This is a genomic window from Aeromonas sp. QDB25 (genome assembly GCF_027707725.1).
Lineage (GTDB): Bacteria > Pseudomonadota > Gammaproteobacteria > Enterobacterales > Aeromonadaceae > Aeromonas > Aeromonas caviae.
The window spans coordinates 1-17,816 of sequence record NZ_JAPCIZ010000080.1; the positions used below are offsets into that span (position 1 = coordinate 1).

Annotated in this window: 12 protein-coding genes; 6 read left to right on the forward strand and 6 right to left on the reverse strand. The window is 65.0% G+C overall.

Annotation, left to right across the window (positions count from 1 at the left end; genetic code table 11):
• Positions 1-254: 254 nt before the first annotated feature.
• The 3 genes from PG883_RS19515 (at position 255) to pepE (ending at position 3,660) form a co-directional block, all read left to right on the forward strand.
• Positions 255-2,198, forward strand: a complete 1,944-nt coding sequence (locus PG883_RS19515; protein WP_270807745.1) for a sensor histidine kinase — start codon at positions 255-257, stop codon at positions 2,196-2,198.
• A 1-nt stretch (position 2,199) separates the two neighbouring features.
• Positions 2,200-2,811, forward strand: coding sequence for a response regulator transcription factor (locus tag PG883_RS19520; RefSeq protein ID WP_270807730.1), 612 nt, complete (start codon positions 2,200-2,202; stop codon positions 2,809-2,811).
• Between the two features lie 120 nt (positions 2,812-2,931).
• The gene (gene pepE, locus PG883_RS19525; protein WP_270807732.1) at positions 2,932-3,660 is read left to right on the forward strand and encodes a dipeptidase PepE; all 729 of its coding nucleotides are present in this window, start codon (positions 2,932-2,934) and stop codon (positions 3,658-3,660) included.
• A 66-nt stretch (positions 3,661-3,726) separates the two neighbouring features.
• On the opposite strand, the gene PG883_RS19530 is transcribed toward pepE, so the two are convergent.
• Genes PG883_RS19530 through PG883_RS19540 form a run of 3 tightly spaced genes read right to left on the reverse strand, consistent with a single transcriptional unit; the run spans position 3,727 to position 6,800 of the window.
• Entirely contained in the window at positions 3,727-5,265 is a 1,539-nt protein-coding gene (locus tag PG883_RS19530; RefSeq protein WP_103858720.1) for a DHA2 family efflux MFS transporter permease subunit, read from the reverse strand.
• A 1-nt stretch (position 5,266) separates the two neighbouring features.
• Positions 5,267-6,334, reverse strand: coding sequence for an HlyD family secretion protein (locus PG883_RS19535; RefSeq protein WP_270807734.1), 1,068 nt, complete (start codon positions 6,332-6,334; stop codon positions 5,267-5,269).
• A gap of 37 nt (positions 6,335-6,371) precedes the next feature.
• The gene (locus PG883_RS19540; RefSeq protein WP_010673264.1) at positions 6,372-6,800 is read right to left on the reverse strand and encodes a MarR family winged helix-turn-helix transcriptional regulator; all 429 of its coding nucleotides are present in this window, start codon (positions 6,798-6,800) and stop codon (positions 6,372-6,374) included.
• 122 nt (positions 6,801-6,922) lie between these two features.
• Between PG883_RS19540 and fumC the strand changes: the two genes are divergently transcribed.
• Entirely contained in the window at positions 6,923-8,314 is a 1,392-nt protein-coding gene (gene fumC / locus PG883_RS19545; protein ID WP_270807736.1) for a class II fumarate hydratase, read from the forward strand.
• Positions 8,315-8,514: 200 nt separating this feature from the next.
• On the opposite strand, the gene PG883_RS19550 is transcribed toward fumC, so the two are convergent.
• Positions 8,515-8,952, reverse strand: a complete 438-nt coding sequence (locus tag PG883_RS19550) for a VOC family protein (protein WP_041211205.1) — start codon at positions 8,950-8,952, stop codon at positions 8,515-8,517.
• Between the two features lie 397 nt (positions 8,953-9,349).
• On the opposite strand from PG883_RS19550, the gene putA reads away from it, so the two are divergent.
• Positions 9,350-13,297 (forward strand): trifunctional transcriptional regulator/proline dehydrogenase/L-glutamate gamma-semialdehyde dehydrogenase, encoded by a 3,948-nt coding sequence (putA, locus tag PG883_RS19555; protein ID WP_270807738.1) that lies wholly within the window; start codon positions 9,350-9,352, stop codon positions 13,295-13,297.
• A gap of 157 nt (positions 13,298-13,454) precedes the next feature.
• Here putA and alr read toward each other — a convergent pair whose 3' ends face one another.
• Positions 13,455-14,528: an alanine racemase gene (gene alr, locus PG883_RS19560; protein ID WP_270807740.1), complete on the reverse strand. Its 1,074-nt coding sequence runs from the start codon at positions 14,526-14,528 to the stop codon at positions 13,455-13,457.
• A gap of 293 nt (positions 14,529-14,821) precedes the next feature.
• Entirely contained in the window at positions 14,822-16,216 is a 1,395-nt protein-coding gene (gene dnaB, locus PG883_RS19565) for a replicative DNA helicase (protein WP_039040054.1), read from the reverse strand.
• Between the two features lie 421 nt (positions 16,217-16,637).
• Here dnaB and PG883_RS19570 point away from each other — a divergent pair, with 421 nt between their 5' ends.
• The gene (locus PG883_RS19570; protein ID WP_270807742.1) at positions 16,638-17,492 is read left to right on the forward strand and encodes a Tim44 domain-containing protein; all 855 of its coding nucleotides are present in this window, start codon (positions 16,638-16,640) and stop codon (positions 17,490-17,492) included.
• Positions 17,493-17,816: the final 324 nt, after the last annotated feature.

Here is a 17,816-nt window from a genome sequence, read left to right on the forward strand (position 1 = left end):
ATATGATGCACGGCGACAGCAGGGTGATGGTGGTGGTGTGTTTGGAGACAGCCAGTTTACCAGCACCCTGTCTGTCAACTTCCACTTTCCCAGGATCCCGCGAAGAACCAATAAAAAATGCCCCAGCCCTGCTGAACTGTGACCGGGGCGGCGTTTGCCGCTCCTCCCGGCCCCCGTTCGCGTGCAAGCGCACGTCCCGGTGATAGACTGCCCCTTTGCACCGAGAGGAGAGCCCCCTGCACGCCCCAGTCCCCTTGCCCCTGCTCAGCCTGCTGCTCTGGCTCGCCCTGTCAGCCCTGCCGCTGCGGGTGCAGGCCGCCCCGACCCCCTCTTCGCCAGCGCCAGTCCGACAGGAATCCGCCCCATCCCAGGCCACGCCGGTGCAGACCATGGCCGAGCCGATACGCATCGGCGTGCTGGCGACCCGCGGCCCGGCCCTGGCGCGAGCCCAGTGGCAACCGCTGCTGCGCTGGCTGGCACAGCGCGTGCCCGACCATCACTTCGTGCTGCATCCGCTGGGGCTCGATGAACTGGCCGAGGCCGTCGCCCGCGAGCACCTCGATTTCGTCATCACCAACCCGGGCCAGTCGGTGAGTCTGGCGCGCCAGTATCCGCTGGCCTGGCTCGCCACCCTCAAGAGCCCGGCCGGGGGGGACAACCTCGCCATCGGCGCTGCCCTGGTGGTGCCCGCCCAGGCCCCCTACCAACACTGGCGTGACCTCGAGGGGCAAGCGGTCGCTGCCGTTTCGGAGAACGCCTTCGGCGGCTACCTCGCCTATCGCTTCGAGGCAGGTGAACAGGGGATTAGGCTGGAGCACTTCTTCTCCACCGTGCAGTTCACCGGCTTTCCGCTGGACCGGCTCATCGAGCGGCTGGCGGCAGGGGAGGTGGCCGCCGCCATCGTGCCGGTGTGTCAGCTGGAGCGCATGGAGCGGGAGGGCAAGGTCGCCAGGGGGGCGTTTCGGGTGCTGGACGATCGGGCGCCGGCCGGCTTTGGTTGCCAGAGCTCGACCCGGCTCTACCCCAACTGGTCCTTCGCCAAGGCAGAGCGGGCCTCCCCCGCGCTGGCGCTGGCGGTGACCCGCGCGCTGTACGATCTGCCCGCTGATAGCGAGGCGGCCATCGCCGCCGATTCGGCGGGCTGGACCGTGCCCACCAGCGAGCTTGCCATCGACCGCCTGCTCAAGGCGCTGGATCGCCACCCGCTGCAGGGCCCCTGGTGGCAAGCGGCCTGGCACTGGCTGCGCCAGCATCAACAGTGGGGCTGGGGCGCCCTGGCGCTGGTACTGCTGCTGGGGGGCCACCACCTGCTGCTGCAACGTCTGTTCAACCGCAGCCAGCGCCGGCTGCTCAAAGCCCGCCACCAGCTCGAGCAGAAGGGACGCCAGCTGGCACAGGCCAGACGGCTCGCCGAACTGGGCGAACTGGGCGCCAACGTGGCTCACGAGGTCAATCAGCCCCTCAGCGCCATCGCCAACTACAGCCAGGGAGCCTTGTTGCGACTGGACAAATTGGCACAGGATCCGACCCAGTCTGCCGCCCAGGCCTCCCTGCGTCAGGCCCTGGAGCAGATAGGGCTCCAGGTCCAGCGCATCACCCAGACCGTCAACCGGCTCAGAGCCAGGCTGCAGAAGCGCCCTCCCCGCTTCGCGCCTTGCGACCTGCCCACCCTGGTGGCGGAGTTGCGCCCCCTGCTGGAGCAGATGCTGGCGCCCCTCGACGTCGCCTTCACCCTGCACTGGCGGGGCCAGCCACGCCCGTTACCTCTGGACGGCACCGGGATGGAGCAGTTGCTGGTCAACCTCATCAAGAATGGCGCCGAGAGTGCAGCTAAGAGTGCGGTGAAGAAGGCGCGCGCCGCTGTTCACTCCCCTGCTCACCCCACTACGCAAGCACCGGCACAGGAGCCTGCCCGGGTCGAGCTGCTGATCGCCTTCGAGGCACAGAGCCTGCTGCTGGAGATCCGCGACAACGGCGCCGGCCTGAGCGTCCCCGCCACCGAACTGCAGCAGGCGTTTTACAGCGACAAGCCGGACGGCATGGGGCTGGGGCTGGCCATCTGCCGGGAGGTGGTCGAGAGCCATCGCGGCCAGTTCAGCCTGGAGAACCTGAGCCCCCACGGCTGCCTGGCCCGGGTCACCCTGCCCGTGCCGCCCACCGAAACCCTCCCTTCATCCACCGACATACCAAGGAACTGAGATGCCGATCCCTGCCCGCCCCCCGCTCTATCTGGTCGACGATGACGAGGCCGTGCTCGACTCCCTGCGCTTCATGCTGGAGAGTTGCGACGAGCGGCAGCTGTTCAGCTTTTCCGATGGCGAGCGCTTTCTGGCAGAGGTCGATCTGCACCAGCCCGCCTGCCTCATCCTCGACTGCCGCATGCCGGGGCTGTCGGGCCCCGAGGTGCAGCAGCGGCTGAAGGCGGCCCAGAGCCCCATCGCCATCCTGTTTCTCACCGGCCACGGGGAGGTGCCCCTGGCGGTGGAGTCCCTCAAGCTGGGGGCGGTGGATTTCTTGCAAAAGCCGGTGCAGCTGGCCCCCCTGCTCGCCGCCATCGAGCGGGCCGAGCAGGCGACGCAGGCGGCGGCCACCCGCCTCGCCCAGCTGGCCGCCTTTGAGCGCCTCACCCCGCGCGAACGCCAGTTATTGCAGCTCATCGCCCGGGGCCACAAGAACCAGCAGATAGCGCAGGATCTCTGCATTTCGGTGCGCACCGTCGAGGTGTGCCGCGCCAGCCTGATGAAACGCCTGGCGGTGAACTCCCTCGCCGAGATGCTGCTGCGCTACGCGCAGGTGAACGAACAACACTGAGTGGCCTGCAACCGTACAAAACGGGCCGGGATCACACATTTGGCGCTTCGATGGCGGTAGAGTGCCCTCTTCTCTTCACCAGGACCGCTCGGGTCCTGCGCCTTGTTTCGAGGACACATCATGGAACTGCTTCTGCTCAGCAACGGTAAAACCACAGAACACCCCGGCCTGCTCGGCTGGGCCCGCGACCGGGTGCAAGCCCTGCTCGCTCGCAACCAGGTCAAGCGCATCCTGCTCATCCCCTACGCGGTGATCCGCAGCGACTGGGATGCCCGTGCCCGGGAGCTCACCGAGAGTCTGGGGGTGGACGCCATCAGCATCCACCACTTCGACGATCCGGTGGATGCCATCAACCGGGCCGACGCCATCTTCATCAGCGGCGGCAATACCTGGCTCCTGAACCAGCGGCTGCACGAGTATGGTCTGGTGGTCCCCATCCAGCGTGCGGTGCGCGAGCGGGGCGTGCCCTATGTGGGCTGGAGCGCCGGCTGCAACGTGGCCACCCCCAGCATCCGCACCACCAACGACATGCCGGTGTGCAGCGCCGTCGTGCTGCCTGCGCTGGGGCTCTTCCCCGTGCAGATCAACCCACACTATCTGGACGCCAGCATCAGCGGCCACATGGGGGAGACCCGGGACGAGCGTCTGGCCGAGTTCTGCGCCATCAACCCGAGCGAATCCGTGGTGGCCTTGCGCGAGGCGAGCCTGTTGCAGATCGGCGGCAATCACATCGAGTACTGGAGTGCCCGGGGCGAGACCTTCAAGGTCTTCAAGCACGGCGAGCCCGTCCGGGAATACGGGGACGCTGCTCCACTGGCAGTGCTCACCCCCTTCACGCCGGCACGCTGATCCTGCCAAACGACAGAGGGATGGCCTGCGCCATCCCTCTTTCTTTGTTGCTCGCCCCTTCGTGATTCACTCCAGAATGGCCATCTCCTCCCGAGAGCCGCTGCGCCCGGGAGCCCTCAGCAACACCACCAGCGGCACGGCGCACAGGCTGACCCACATCATCAGGCGAAAATCCTGCAGGTAGGCGAGCAGGCTGGCCTGCCGGGTCACCTCGCCGTTGATCATGGCCAGCCCCTTCGGCGTCATCAGCTCCGCCATGCCCCCGCCCTGATGCAGGTTGACATTGAACGGGGTGATGTAGGCGGCGAACGCCTCGTGGTTCATCTGGGATCGCTGGGCCAGATAGGTGATCACCACCGAGATGCCGATGCTGCTGCCGATGTTGCGCACCAGGCTGAACAGCGCCGTCCCCTCGTTGCGATAGCGCGGCGCCAGGGTCGCAAAGGTGATGGTGGAGAGGGGCACGAAGATGAAGCCGAGCCCCAGCCCCTGGATGATGCCGGTGCGCACTATGTCCCAGCTGCCGATGTCCGTGTTGAACAGGGTCATCTCCCACATGGAGAAGCTGGTGAGCAGCAGCCCTGACAGGATGAGGTAACGGGCGTCCACCCGGCCCGACAGCCTGCCCACCAGCATCATGGCAACCATGGTGCCCACCCCGCGCGGGGCGAGCAGGTAACCCACGTCGATCACCGGGTAACCCATCAGCCCCTGCATGAAGGGAGGCAGCAGCGTCATGGTCGCCAGCAAGATGATGCCGACGATGAAGATGAAGAGCAGACCGACGCTGAAGTTGCGATCCCGGAACAGGGCCGGTTCTATGTAGGGGTGCGGGTGGGTGAAGATATGCACCACGAAGAGGTAGAACGCCATCACCATCAGGGCGGTCTCGATGACGATCTCCCGGCTGGCGAACCAGTTCTGGGACTCCCCCCTGTCCAGCGCCATCTGCAACGCCCCGATGCCGAGACTCAGCAGGGCGAACCCCAGCAGATCGAAGCGGCGGCTGGCATCGATCTTCGTCTCCTCGATGAAGGCGGCAAGTCCGAACCAGGCCAGCAGGCCGAACGGCAGGTTGATGTAGAAGACCCAGCGCCAGTTGTAGTACTCGGTGAGCCAGCCCCCCAGCGACGGCCCCAGGATGGGACCCACCATGACCCCTATCCCCCAGAGCGCCATGGCGGAGCCGTGTTTCTCCGGCGGGTAGGTGTCCAGCAGCACCGCCTGTGAGAGGGGCACCAGGCTGGCACCGAAGATCCCCTGAAGCAGGCGGAACAGCACTATCTGATCCAGGCTCTGGGCCGCGCCGCACAGCATGGAGGCAACGGTAAAGCCCGCCACCGACCACATGAACAGCCTTTTTCGGCCAATTCTTGCCGAGATGAAACCGGTCAGCGGCATGAAGATGGCGGCCGCCACTATGTAGGAGGTCAGCACCCAGGAGATCTGATCCTGGGTGGCGCCCATGGCCCCCTGCATATGGGGCAGGGCGACGTTGGCGATGGTGGTGTCCAGCGCCTGCATGATGGTTGCCACCATCACCGACAGGGTGATGAAGGTGCGACGGGAAGCCTGGTCGGCCTGCCCTGTGGCTGCGCTCGTCATATCAACCTCGACCTGACAGGCCAGGCAGGGTGCGCTGATGGCCGGTGTCTATCTCGGCGGTGGCACTCAGACCCGCCCTCAGGGTGGGCTGATCCGCTCCCGAATCCAGCTTGATCCGCACCGCGACTCGCTGGGCGATCTTGACCCAGTTGCCGGTGGCATTCTGGGCCGGGATCACCGAAAACTCGGAGCCTGTGGCCGGGCTCAGGCTCTCCACCACCCCGGTCCAGTGCGCATCGGGGTAGGTATCCACACTGATGTCCACCTTCTGGCCAGGTTGCACATGGGTCAGCTCGGTTTCGGTGAAGTTCGCCTCCACCCAGGGGGTGTCGGTCTCCACCAGCATCATGGCGGTCATGCCCACCAGACTGTACTGGCCGGGCTTGGGCAACTGGCTGGCGATGCCGTTGGCGGGGGCATAGATGGTGGTGCGGGCCAGATCCAGCTTGGCCTTGGCCAACTCGGCCGCGGCCTCCTGATAGGCGGGCTGCTGCTCCACCGGCAGGTTCACGTCCCCGCTGAGGGAGGCTTCAATCTTCTTGAGCCCCTCCTCCAGCGCCACCTGCTGCTGGGCGGTCTGTATGGTGAGCTGGCGGGCATCGTCGTAATTGGCGGTGGAGGTGAAGTGCCTGGTCACCAGATCAGCCTGGCGATGCTCCTCCTTCTGGGCATAGGCATGGCGGGTGCGGGCCACGGCGATCTCCGCCTGCTGGCCGCGATAACTGGTCTGCAGCGCCACCAGATCGGTGCGCACCTTCGCAAGTTCCGCCTCGGCCTTGGCCACGGCGACCCGGAAGGACTCCTGATCCAGCTCGAACAGCGGCTGGCCGGCCCGGACCTGCTGGTTTTCCTCGACGAACACCTTGGCCACCCGGCCCAGCACCTCGGTGCTGATGGGAACCTTGTCCGCCTTCACATAGGCGTTGTCCGTCTCCACATAGCGCCCGCCCTGCAGGTAGATAACCCCCGCCCCGATCAGGGCCAGTGCCGGCACCACCACCAGCAACAGCAGGCGGGTGCGGCGCCGGTTGGCGGCGGGACGGGAGGAAGAGGGGGAATCAGTGGTCATGATATGGCTCCACGTTGGTTGGCATCACAGGAAAGCATCAGAGGTGGCCGAGGTTGGCACGCAGGATCTTGAGGGAGCGGCACAGCGCCTCGGTCGCCTCCTCCCCCAGCTCGCCGATGGCCCTCTGATGCACCAGATCGGACGCCTGTTTGATCATCGCCAGATAGGGGGTGGCCCCTTCGGTCAGATGGAGCTGATAGGCACGCCTGTCATGGGGGTCGCTGCGCCGCTCCACCAGGCCGCTCTCCGCCAGCTGATCGAGCTGACGGGCCAGGGTGATGGGCTGGATGTCGAGCCGCTCCGCCAGATCCACCTGGCGGATCCCTTCGCTGCGTGCAATGTGCACCAGAGCCCTGGCCTGGGCCAGGGTGAGGCAGCTTCCCTCCAGCTGCTGCTGGAACTGGCGGCGCATCAGGCGCTGGACGTCGCCGATGAGAAAGCCAAGGGTGTCCGGTTGTTTGTTCATGATATGCAACCCATATAGTAAGCTTTACTTATTATATACAAAGCGTATCCATGTGCAAGCTGGCTCCGGCAGCCGTTTGGGTTCATGCTGGGTGCCACCACCTCAACGGCAGGAGACACGTCATGGATATCAGGATGGAGCGGGACAGCCTGGGGGAGATAGCCGTCCCGGCGGACAGGCTCTGGGGGGCCCAGACCCAGCGCTCCCTGCATCACTTCAACATCTCGGGGGAGCGCCAGCCCATGGAGATCATCCATGCCCTGGCCCGCATCAAGTCCGCCTGCGCCCGGGTCAACCACGCCCTGGGGCTGCTCCCCGCCCGCAAGGCCCAGGCCATCATGGCCGCTGCCGACGAAATCCTGTGCGGCCTGCACGACGCCGAGTTTCCCCTGATGGTGTGGCAGACCGGCTCCGGCACCCAGACCAACATGAACCTCAACGAGGTGCTGGCAAACCGGGCCAGCGAACTGCTCGGCGGCCCCCGGGGGGAAGCGCGGCTGGTGCATCCCAACGACGAGGTAAACAAGAGCCAGTCCAGCAACGATGTCTTCCCGAGCGCCATGAACCTGGCGGCGGTCACCGCCATCACGCAGCGGTTGCTGCCGGCCCTCGCTGCCCTGAAGCAGACCCTGGCAGGCAAGGCCGCCGCCTTCGACCACATCGTCAAGATTGGCCGCACCCATTTGCAGGATGCCACTCCCCTCACCCTGGGCCAGGAGATCTCCGGCTGGGTCGCCCAGCTTGAACAGGGGGAACGCCATCTACGGGCCGCCCTGCCCCATCTGTGCGAGCTGGCGCTCGGCGGCACCGCCGTGGGCACCGGCCTCAACTGCCCTCCCGGCTTTGCCGAGGCGGTGGCCAGAACCCTGGCCGAGCAGACCGGTCTGCCGCTGGTGAGCGCCCCCAACAAGTTCGAGGCCCTGGCGGCGAGTGACGCCCAGGTTCACGCCCACGGTGCCCTCAAGACGCTGGCAACCTCCCTCATGAAGATCGCCAACGACGTGCGCTGGCTGGCGAGCGGCCCCCGCAGCGGGCTGGGGGAGCTGCTCATCCCCGAGAACGAGCCCGGATCCTCCATCATGCCCGGCAAGGTCAACCCGACCCAGAGCGAGGCGCTCACCATGCTCTGCGCCCAGGTGATGGGCAACGATGTGGCCATCAACATCGGCGGTGCCAGCGGCAACTTCGAGCTCAACGTGTTCAGGCCGATGATCGCCTACAACGTCCTGCAGAGCGTGCGGCTGCTGGCGGACGGCATGCAGAGCTTCCACGACCACTGCGCCGTCGGCATCACCCCGAACCAGGCCAGGATCGACGATCTGCTCTCTCGCTCCCTGATGCTGGTGACGGCCCTCAACCCCCATATCGGCTATGACAAGGCGGCCGAGATCGCCAAACGGGCGCACCATCAGGGGCTGAGTCTGCGGGAGGCGGCCATTGCCTCGGGCCACCTCAGCGCGGAGCAATTCGATGCCTGGGTGATCCCCGCTGACATGGTGGGTCGCACGCCATAAGGCAGCGCAGCGCACGGCAATCCCATGCCCGGGTGATCCCCGCTGACATGGTGGGCCACACGCCATAAGGCCGCGCAGCGCACGGCAATCCCATGCCCGGGGCATACCAGCGCAGGTGGCGGGGCGCAGCAAATAGGGACAGTGATGGGCAATAAAGATGAAAAGGGCGCCATGGCGCCCTTTTCATTGCAGATCTGCCGTCAGGTCTTGCTCTGGCAGTTGAACATCCAGTGGGTGCCGAACTTATCCACCAGGGATCCGAAATAGTCACCCCAGAACATCTCCGCCAGCGGCATCTCCACCTTGCCTCCCTCGGCCAGGGCCGCGAACAGGCGATCGGTCTCGCCTCGGCTGTCCGGCTCCAGGTTGAGGTAGCTGTTGTTCCCCTGCACCAGGGTGAACCCCATGCTGGCCGGAGCATCCGTGCCCATCAGCACGTGTCCCCCAAGGATGGGCAGGGCCACATGCATCACCAGCTCCCCGTCTTCCTCCGACAGAGGGGGCTGGCCCGGGCAACCCGGGGACTCCTTGAACCTGTGGATGGGGCCGCTGAAGTCACCGCCGAACACTTCGCGATAGAAGAGGAAGGCAGCCTCCGTCTCCCGGGCAAAATTGAGATAGGTACTGACACGCGCCATGGGTTTCTCCTTGTCACCGATAGCTGGCCCTGTGGCCAGCTAACAGCATAGAAGAGCACGGGGCTCTGTCAGGTGGCGATCCGGTCCCCTTCCCCGCATGGGGAGCCGTGATCACAGCCCCACCTCGGACTAACATCCAAAGGTGCAACCACATTTGCAAGGGGTTGCACCTCACATCAGCATTCATAAGATGCATTGCCAACCCATTAATAATGCTGTGAAAAGCGGACAAGCGGCGGATGTGAAAGGAGCCTGATGGAGACCGGGTTCATGGAAGAATTCAACAATGTAACCAATACATTAAAATTTCTTGCTTGAAGGTTGCACCTGGTTGCACCATCATCGGCGAAATTTAACCGTCCGGTAATATTGTTACCTTCTAGACACAGGAAGTCCCATGGCCACTACCACCCTCGGCGTCAAACTCGATGAAGCGACCCGCGACCGCCTCAAACAGGCTGCGCAGACCCTGGATCGCACTCCCCACTGGCTGATCAAGCAAGCCATCTTCACCTATCTGGAGCAACTGGATCGCGGTCTGACCCCGCCCGAGCACTCCGGGCTGGCTGCCGCCGCCGGGGAAGAGGCCGTCGAGACCCTGACCGAGCAGGGCATCCAGGTCTTCCTCGAGTTTGCCGAGAGCATTCTGCCCCAGTCCGTGCTGCGGGCCGCCATCACGGGGGCTTATCGCCGCCCCGAGACCGAAGCCGTCCCCATGCTGCTGGAGCAGGCTCGTCTGCCCAAGGAGAAGGCTGACGCGACCCAGAAGCTGGCCATGGGCATCGCCGAGAAGCTGCGCAACCAGAAGAGCGCCAGCGGCCGTCAGGGCCTGGTCCAGGGACTGCTTCAGGAGTTCTCCCTCTCCTCCCAGGAAGGGGTGGCCCTGATGTGCCTGGCGGAGGCGCTGCTGCGCATCCCCGACAAGGCGACCCGGGATGCCCTCATCCGCGACAAGATAAGCGGTGGCAACTGGAGCCAGCACCTGGGCCAGAGCACCTCATTGTTCGTCAACGCAGCCTCCTGGGGTCTGCTCATCACCGGCAAGCTGGTGGCCACCCACAACGAGGCGGGCATGAACAGCTCCCTCAAGGGACTCATCGGCAAGGGGGGTGAGCCGCTCATCCGCAAGGGCGTCGACATGGCGATGCGCCTGATGGGTGAGCAGTTCGTCACCGGCGAGACCATCGCCGAAGCGCTGGCGAACGCAGGCGGCATGGAGAGCAAAGGGTTCCGCTACTCCTACGACATGCTGGGGGAAGCGGCCCTGACCGAGGAGGACGCCAAACGCTATCTGGCCTCCTACGAGCAGGCCATCCACGCCATCGGCAAGGCCTCCCATGGTCGCGGCATCTACGAGGGGCCGGGCATCTCCATCAAGCTCTCCGCCCTGCATCCGCGCTACAGCCGCGCCCAGTACGATCGCGTCATGGAGGAGCTCTACCCCACCTTGCTGGGCCTGACCCAGCTCGCCAGGCAGTATGACATCGGTATCAACATCGACGCCGAGGAGGCCGATCGGCTGGAGATCTCCCTCGATCTGCTGGAGAAGCTCTGCTTCGATCCGTCCCTCGCCGACTGGAACGGCATCGGCTTCGTCATCCAGGCCTACCAGAAGCGCTGCCCCTATGTGATCGACTACGTCATCGATCTCGCCAAGCGCAGCCGTCACCGCCTGATGATCCGTCTGGTGAAGGGCGCCTACTGGGACAGCGAGATCAAGCGCGCCCAGCAGGAAGGGCTGGAAGGCTACCCGGTCTATACTCGCAAGCCCTACACGGACGTCTCCTACCTCGCCTGCGCCCGCAAGCTGCTGGCGGTGCCCGAGGCCATCTATCCCCAGTTCGCCACCCACAACGCCCACTCCCTGTCTGCCATCTATCAGCTGGCGGGTCAGAACTACTACCCGGGTCAGTACGAGTTCCAGTGCCTGCACGGCATGGGTGAACCGCTCTACGAACAGGTGGTCGGCAAGGTGGCCGACGGCAAGCTGGGTCGCCCCTGCCGCATCTATGCACCGGTAGGCAGCCACGAGACCCTGCTCGCCTACCTGGTGCGCCGCCTGCTGGAGAACGGGGCCAACACCTCCTTCGTCAACCGCATCGCGGACAACAACATCTCCCTCTCGGATCTGGTGCAGGATCCGGTGCAGCAGATCGAGCAGATGGCCGCCCGTGAAGGGACCCTGGGTCTGCCCCATCCGCGCATCCCCCTGCCACGGGATCTCTACGGCGAGGCGCGCCCGAACTCCGCAGGTCTGGATCTCGCGAACGAGCACCGCCTGGGGTCACTCTCCGCCGCCCTGCTCGCCAGCACCAACACCGCCTATCAGGCCGTGCCCATGCTGGGTTGCGACACCGAGGCGCCGACCCAGTTCCAACCCGTGCTCAACCCGGCGGATCACCGCGATGTCGTCGGTCAGGTGAGCGAAGCCACGGTAGCGCTGGTGGACAAGGCGCTCGCCTGCTCCCTCACGAGCGGCCAGATCTGGCAGTCCACCCCGCCAGCCGAGCGGGCCGCCGTGCTGGACAGGGCCGCCGACCTGATGGAATCCGAACTGCAACCCCTGATGGGCCTGCTGGTTCGCGAATCCGGCAAGACCTTCGCCAACGCCATCGCCGAGGTACGCGAGGCGGTGGACTTCCTGCGCTACTACGCCGCCCAGGCGCGCAACCACTTCGCCAACGACACCCACAGGCCGCTCGGCCCCGTGGTCTGCATCAGCCCCTGGAACTTCCCGCTGGCCATCTTCAGCGGCCAGGTGTGCGCGGCCCTGGCCGCCGGCAATACGGTGCTGGCCAAGCCTGCCGAGCAGACCCCCCTCATCGCGGCACAAGCGGTGCGCATCCTGCTGGAAGCGGGGGTACCCGCCGGTGCGGTGCAACTGCTGCCGGGCCGTGGTGAGACCGTGGGTGCGGCGCTCATCGCGGACGAACGGGTGCGCGGCGTCATGTTCACCGGCTCCACCGAGGTGGCGGGCATCATCTCCCGCAACCTGGCCGGTCGCCTCGACGCCCAGGGCCGCACCATTCCCCTCATCGCCGAGACCGGCGGCCAGAACGCCATGATCGTCGACTCCTCCGCCTTGACCGAACAGGTGGTGATGGATGTCATCTCCTCGGCGTTCGACAGCGCCGGTCAGCGCTGCTCCGCCCTGCGAGTGCTGTGCGTGCAGGATGACGTGGCGGATCGGGTGATCCGGATGCTCAAGGGCGCCATGGCCGAGTACAAGGTCGGCAGCCCCGAGCACCTCTCCACCGACATCGGTCCCGTCATCGACGCCGAGGCCAAGGCCAACATCGAGCGCCACATCAAGGCCATGGGCGACAAGGGGCGCAAGGTGCACCAGATCGCCCGCACCCAGGGGGATGCCTGCAGCCGCGGCACCTTCGTGCTGCCGACCCTGATCGAGCTCGACAGCCTGGACGAACTGGGACGCGAAGTGTTCGGCCCTGTGCTGCACCTGGTCCGCTACCCGCGCACCCGGCTCGGGGAGTTGCTCGAGCAGATCAACGGCAGCGGCTACGGCCTGACCCTGGGTGTTCATACCCGCATCGACGAGACCATCGCCCAGGTGGTGAACGTGGCCAAGGTGGGCAACCTCTACGTCAACCGCAACATCGTGGGCGCCGTGGTCGGGGTGCACCCCTTCGGTGGGGAAGGGCTTTCCGGCACCGGTCCAAAGGCCGGTGGCCCGCTCTACATGTATCGCCTGCTCGGGGCCCGTCCTCAGGAGGCGGTGGCCAATCAGCTGCACCAGGAGTCCGGTGCCCTGCACGCTGAGGCGAAAGCCCCCCTCGTGGCCCTGCGCGACTGGGCGAGCAAGCAGGATCCGGCCCTCGCCGCCCTGTGCGATCACTACGCCGCGCTCTCCCAGAGCGGCCGTACCCAGCTGCTGACCGGCCCCACCGGCGAGCGCAACAGCTACAGCCTGCTGCCCCGGGAACGGGTGCTCTGTCTTGCCCAGGAGAAGGCCGACCTGCTGGCCCAGCTGGCCGCCTGTCTGGCGGTCGGCAGCCAGGTGCTGCTGCCGGACGATACCCAGACACGCGCCCTGCTCTCTTCCCTGCCGACCGAGGTGCAGGATCCCATCGCGCTGGTGGCGGACTGGGCCACGGGGGAGACGGACTTCGATGCCCTGCTGCACCACGGCGACTCGGATCAGTTGCGAGAGGTGAGCAAGCTCGCCGCCGCGCGCCAGGCTGCCCGTAACGGCGCCATCATCGGTGTGCACGGCCTGCATCGCGGCGAGACCGACATCCCGCTGGAGCGCCTGCTCATCGAGCACGCCCTCTCGGTCAACACCGCCGCCGCCGGTGGCAACGCCAGCCTGATGACCATAGGCTAAGCGCCACATAGTGACGGAGACTCAAGCCCCGCCGATGCGGGGCTTGTTCTTTCGTCTCTGGGACACGCCCATGAAAAAGGCCGCCCTTGTCGGGGCGGCCTTTTTGTTCTCCCCTCTCCCCTCGCGGGAGAAGGGTGGGGGATGAGGGGCGACCCGCCTACACGTACTCCATAAAGACGCGGGAGGTGAGCTTGGTGATGAGCTCATAGGGAATGGTGCCGATCTGGTCGGCCACCCGCTCCACCGGCAGCCCTTCCCCCCAGAGCACAGCCTCGTCGCCGGCCTTGTCGGTGGCGCCGGGACCGAGATCCACCGTGGTCATGTCCATGGAGACGCGACCCACCAGGGGCACGATGCGGCCATTGACCAGCACAGGCGTGCCGTTGGGGGCCATGCGCGGATAACCGTCGCCATAGCCGATGGCAATCACCCCGAGCCGGGTATCGCGATCCGACACCCAGTTGGCGCCATAACCCACCGGCTCGCCCGCCTTGTGATCGCGCACCGCGATGAGCTGGGTCTTGAGGGTCATCACCGGCTGCAGGTCGTAATCCGCCGCCACCGTATTGGGGAACGGCGAGACGCCATAGAGGATGACGCCGGGGCGCACCCAGTCGCAGTGGGAATCCGGCCAGGCCAGGATGCCTGCCGAGTTGGCCATGGCGCGCTCGCCCGACAGCGGCGCGGTCAGCTGCCTGAACAGGTCGATCTGTTCGCGGGTGGTGGGCTGTTCCAGCTCATCGGAGCGGCTGAAGTGGGTCATGACGTTGAACGGCTGCACCACGTTCTTGCACTTGGCGAGGCGCTCGATAAAGGCGGGCATCTCCTCGGCCCGTACCCCGAGGCGGTGCATGCCGGTATCGAGCTTGAGCCAGGCCACTACGGGGGCAGGCAGCTCCGCCTGCTCCAGCGCCTCGAGCTGCTCCCAGGTGTGCACCGCGGTCTGCAGGTTGTTGGCCGCCAGCACCGGCAGGTCGGCGGCGCTGAAGAAGCCCTCCAGCAGCACGATGGGCTTGACCACGGCGCAGGAGCGCAGCATCAGCGCCTCTTCGATGCGGGCCACCGCGTAGGCGTCCGCATCCACCAGGGTGCGGGCGACCGGCAGCAGGCCGTGGCCGTAGGCGTTGGCCTTGACCACGGCAATGATCTTGCATTGGGGGGCGTGGCGTTTCACCACGGCGAGGTTGTGGCGCAGGGCCGCTGTATTGATCTGGGCGATAGCCGCTTTCATCTGTTTTCCCTTACGAGGGCATGATAATCAGGCACCGGGTGGTGTCAGCCCTCAAATCTCATCGTCTAAGGCCGGACCGGCAGAATTGTCGAACCGGGAAAACTGTTTATGGATGCCGGGAGCAGGCTCCCGGCTTACTTAGTAGTCATCGTCAAACGCCGGGCCCGCGTAGTTGTCAAAACGCGAGAACTGACCCTGGAAGGTGAGACGTACCCGGCCGCATATTGGCACCGTTACGCGGCTTTGTAGCGATGACTCTCACCACTTTCTCTCCAGGATCGCGATGACGATGATCAGTAGTCATCATCAAACGCCGGGCCGGCGTAGTTGTCAAAGCGCGAGAACTGACCCTGGAAGGTGAGCCGCACTCGTCCTATGGGGCCGTTACGCTGCTTGCCGATGATGATCTCGGCGATCCCCTTGTCGGGGCTGTCGTCGTGATAGACCTCGTCGCGGTAGATGAACATGATCAAGTCCGCATCCTGCTCGATGGAGCCCGATTCCCGCAGATCCGAGTTGACCGGGCGCTTGTCGGCCCGCTGTTCCAGGCTTCGGTTCAGCTGGGAGAGCGCCACCACGGGGCACTGCAGCTCTTTCGCCAGCGCCTTGAGGGAGCGGGAGATTTCACCGATTTCCAGAGTACGGTTGTCAGACAGGGCCGGCACCCGCATCAGCTGCAGGTAGTCCACCATGATCATGCTGATGCCGCCGTTGTCCCGCGCCACCCGACGGGCACGGGAGCGCACTTCGGTCGGGGTCAGGCCGGAGGAGTCGTCGATGTACATCTTCCCCTTCTCCAGCAGCAGCCCCATGGTGGAGGAGAGCCGCGCCCAATCCTCGTCGTCGAGCTGGCCGGTCCGCACCTTGGTCTGGTCGATGCGCCCCACCGAGGCGAGCATACGCATGATGATCTGCTCGGAGGGCATCTCGAGGGAGAAGATCAGCACCGGCTTGTCGGCGGTGAGGGCCGCGTGCTCGCACAGGTTCATGGCAAAGGTGGTCTTGCCCATGGAGGGACGGGCGGCGACGATGACCAGATCCGAACGCTGCAGGCCGGCGGTCATCTTGTCCAGATCGTTGTAGCCGGACGACACGCCGGTCACCCCGTTGTGGGGGGTCTTGAACAGCTCTTCAATCTTGTCGACGGTCTGCTCGAGGATGAGCTTCAGGGGCTGGGGGCCCTCGTTGGCGCTGGTGCGCTGCTCGGCGATCTGGAACACCTTGCTCTCGGCAAGATCCAGCAGATCGTTGGAGGTACGGCCCTGGGGCTCGTAGCCCGCTTCGACTATCTCGTTGGCGACCGAGATCATCTCCCGCACCACCGCCCGCTCACGCACGATCTCGGCGTAGGCACTGATGTTGGCGGCACTCGGGGTGTTCTTGGCGATCTCCACCAGATAGGCGAAGCCACCGGCCTCTTCCAGTTGCTCGGAGCGCTCGAGCTCCTCCTGCAGAGTGATGAGGTCGATGGGGTTGCCCGCGTTGGAGAGGCGGGTCATGGCCTGGAAGATCAGGCGGTGCGGGCGGCTGTAGAAATCCTTGTCGATCACCCGTTCGGCGACCCGATCCCAGGCCTCGTTGTCCAGCATCAGGCCGCCCAGTACAGACTGTTCGGCCTCAAAAGAGTGGGGAGGTACTTTCAGCTGTTGTGTCTTGGCGTCTTTTTTCGCCGTCACTTGCTCTGCCATACACATAAAAACCGCAGCGGGAAGGGGACGGGAATTTTACAAAAGAAACCCCGCCATCGCGAGTGCTAATACGTCCCGTCATCGCATCCGGCGACAAGACGGGACCCAGGCCTCGTCAGCGTCATCCACTTGTGCGCCGCAGACCTGCCTCACAGTACGAGAAAGGGCCAGACCAGGGTCTGATCCTTCGTTCTTGCTCTTTGTTTGTTGCGCAGCCTGCGCACCGAGCGACTCGGCCGTCTGTGTTTCATGGGCGCCTCCCCTGTCGGACGACTCAATCTGTTCATGAATAATTCATGCCATCCGTGATAATCATACCCGCAAGCTGCAACACAAAAAGGGACTGGCAGCCTGCCATGCGCCTCGCTGAGCTTGCACAAGCAGAGCATGCCCCCACCTACATGAGAGTGAAAGAGTCAAAATGAAAAAGATGCTGACCCTGTTTGCCCTGATCCTGGCCATTGGCCTTGGGGCACCCATCGCCGAGGCCAAGAAACTTGGTGGCGGCAAATCCTTTGGCAAGAGCTACAAGACGGCTCCGGCCCAACCTGCGGCCAAGCCGGTTGACACCAAGAACCCGACCGTCGGCGCCCAGGCACCCAAGAAAGGCGGCATGATGGGCGGCCTGCTGGGTGGTCTGCTGGCCGGCGGCCTGTTTGCCTACCTGCTGGGCAGCGGTGCTTTCGAAGGTCTGCAAGGGATGGACTTCCTGCTGATCGCCCTGCTGGCACTGGGCGGTGTCTTCCTGTTCCGAGCCCTGCGCAGGAACAAGGCGGCAGCGGCCCAGCCACAGACGGCCTATGCGTGCTATCAACCGCCCCAGAGCGCGGCCCCCCAGCAGTTCGAGCAGAGCCACAGCGCCCCGCAGGCCACCGGTTTTGCCGACAGCGACGTGCCCTTCCGTCTGCCCCCGGGCTTTGACATGAACGGCTTCCTGGCCGGTGCCCGCGATCACTACCGCACCCTGCAAGAGGCCTGGAACAAGAACGACCTGGAGAAGATCCGCGAGTACGTGAGCCCCGAGCTATTCGAGCACCTCAAGGCCGAACGCGCCGAGCTCTCCGGTGAGCAGCACACCGAGGTGATGTACGTGGACACCCAGCTGGTCCGTGCCGACTACGGCAGCGACTGGGCCCAGGTGAGCGTGCGCTTCAGCGGCCGCTACATGGACCGTCAGGAGCAGGTCGAGGAGGACATCAAGGAGGTGTGGCACCTCGAGCGTGATCTCGCCAAGGACAATGCCCCCTGGCATATCGTCGGCATCGAGCAGCTCTAAGGCTCAACCGACCCATTTCATCAAGGCGACCTCAGGGTCGCCTTTTATTGCCCTCAGATCGTGTCATGCCCTATTTCGGGGCAGCTTCCCGTGGCCGGATATATTTCCCGAGAGACACTGCTGATGACATTGAAAATAAAAAGAGAGGCAGCCATGGCTGCCTCTCTTTTTTATTGGCTCGGGGTGCAGGGATTATTTGCAACCCTCTACCGAGGTCAGGGCGGGAGCACACTTTGTTGATATTTTAACCAAAGAATAACTGAGCCCGATAGTCGTCATTCCAGCCGGCTCTTTTTAGCTTGTTTCTCTGACTTCGAGCACCAC

What these genes read in the sequence shown, in the direction of transcription:
- pepE (WP_270807732.1), top strand. Translation starts at nt 2,932, where the DNA reads ATGGAACTGCTTCTGCTCAGCAACGGTAAAACCACAGAACACCCCGGC.
- PG883_RS19570 (WP_270807742.1), top strand. Translation starts at nt 16,638, where the DNA reads ATGAAAAAGATGCTGACCCTGTTTGCCCTGATCCTGGCCATTGGCCTT.
- fumC (WP_270807736.1), top strand. Translation starts at nt 6,923, where the DNA reads ATGGATATCAGGATGGAGCGGGACAGCCTGGGGGAGATAGCCGTCCCG.
- PG883_RS19535 (WP_270807734.1), bottom strand. Translation starts at nt 6,334, where the DNA reads ATGACCACTGATTCCCCCTCTTCCTCCCGTCCCGCCGCCAACCGGCGC.
- dnaB (WP_039040054.1), bottom strand. Translation starts at nt 16,216, where the DNA reads ATGGCAGAGCAAGTGACGGCGAAAAAAGACGCCAAGACACAACAGCTG.
- putA (WP_270807738.1), top strand. Translation starts at nt 9,350, where the DNA reads ATGGCCACTACCACCCTCGGCGTCAAACTCGATGAAGCGACCCGCGAC.
- PG883_RS19530 (WP_103858720.1), bottom strand. Translation starts at nt 5,265, where the DNA reads ATGACGAGCGCAGCCACAGGGCAGGCCGACCAGGCTTCCCGTCGCACC.
- PG883_RS19550 (WP_041211205.1), bottom strand. Translation starts at nt 8,952, where the DNA reads ATGGCGCGTGTCAGTACCTATCTCAATTTTGCCCGGGAGACGGAGGCT.
- PG883_RS19520 (WP_270807730.1), top strand. Translation starts at nt 2,200, where the DNA reads ATGCCGATCCCTGCCCGCCCCCCGCTCTATCTGGTCGACGATGACGAG.
- alr (WP_270807740.1), bottom strand. Translation starts at nt 14,528, where the DNA reads ATGAAAGCGGCTATCGCCCAGATCAATACAGCGGCCCTGCGCCACAAC.
- PG883_RS19540 (WP_010673264.1), bottom strand. Translation starts at nt 6,800, where the DNA reads ATGAACAAACAACCGGACACCCTTGGCTTTCTCATCGGCGACGTCCAG.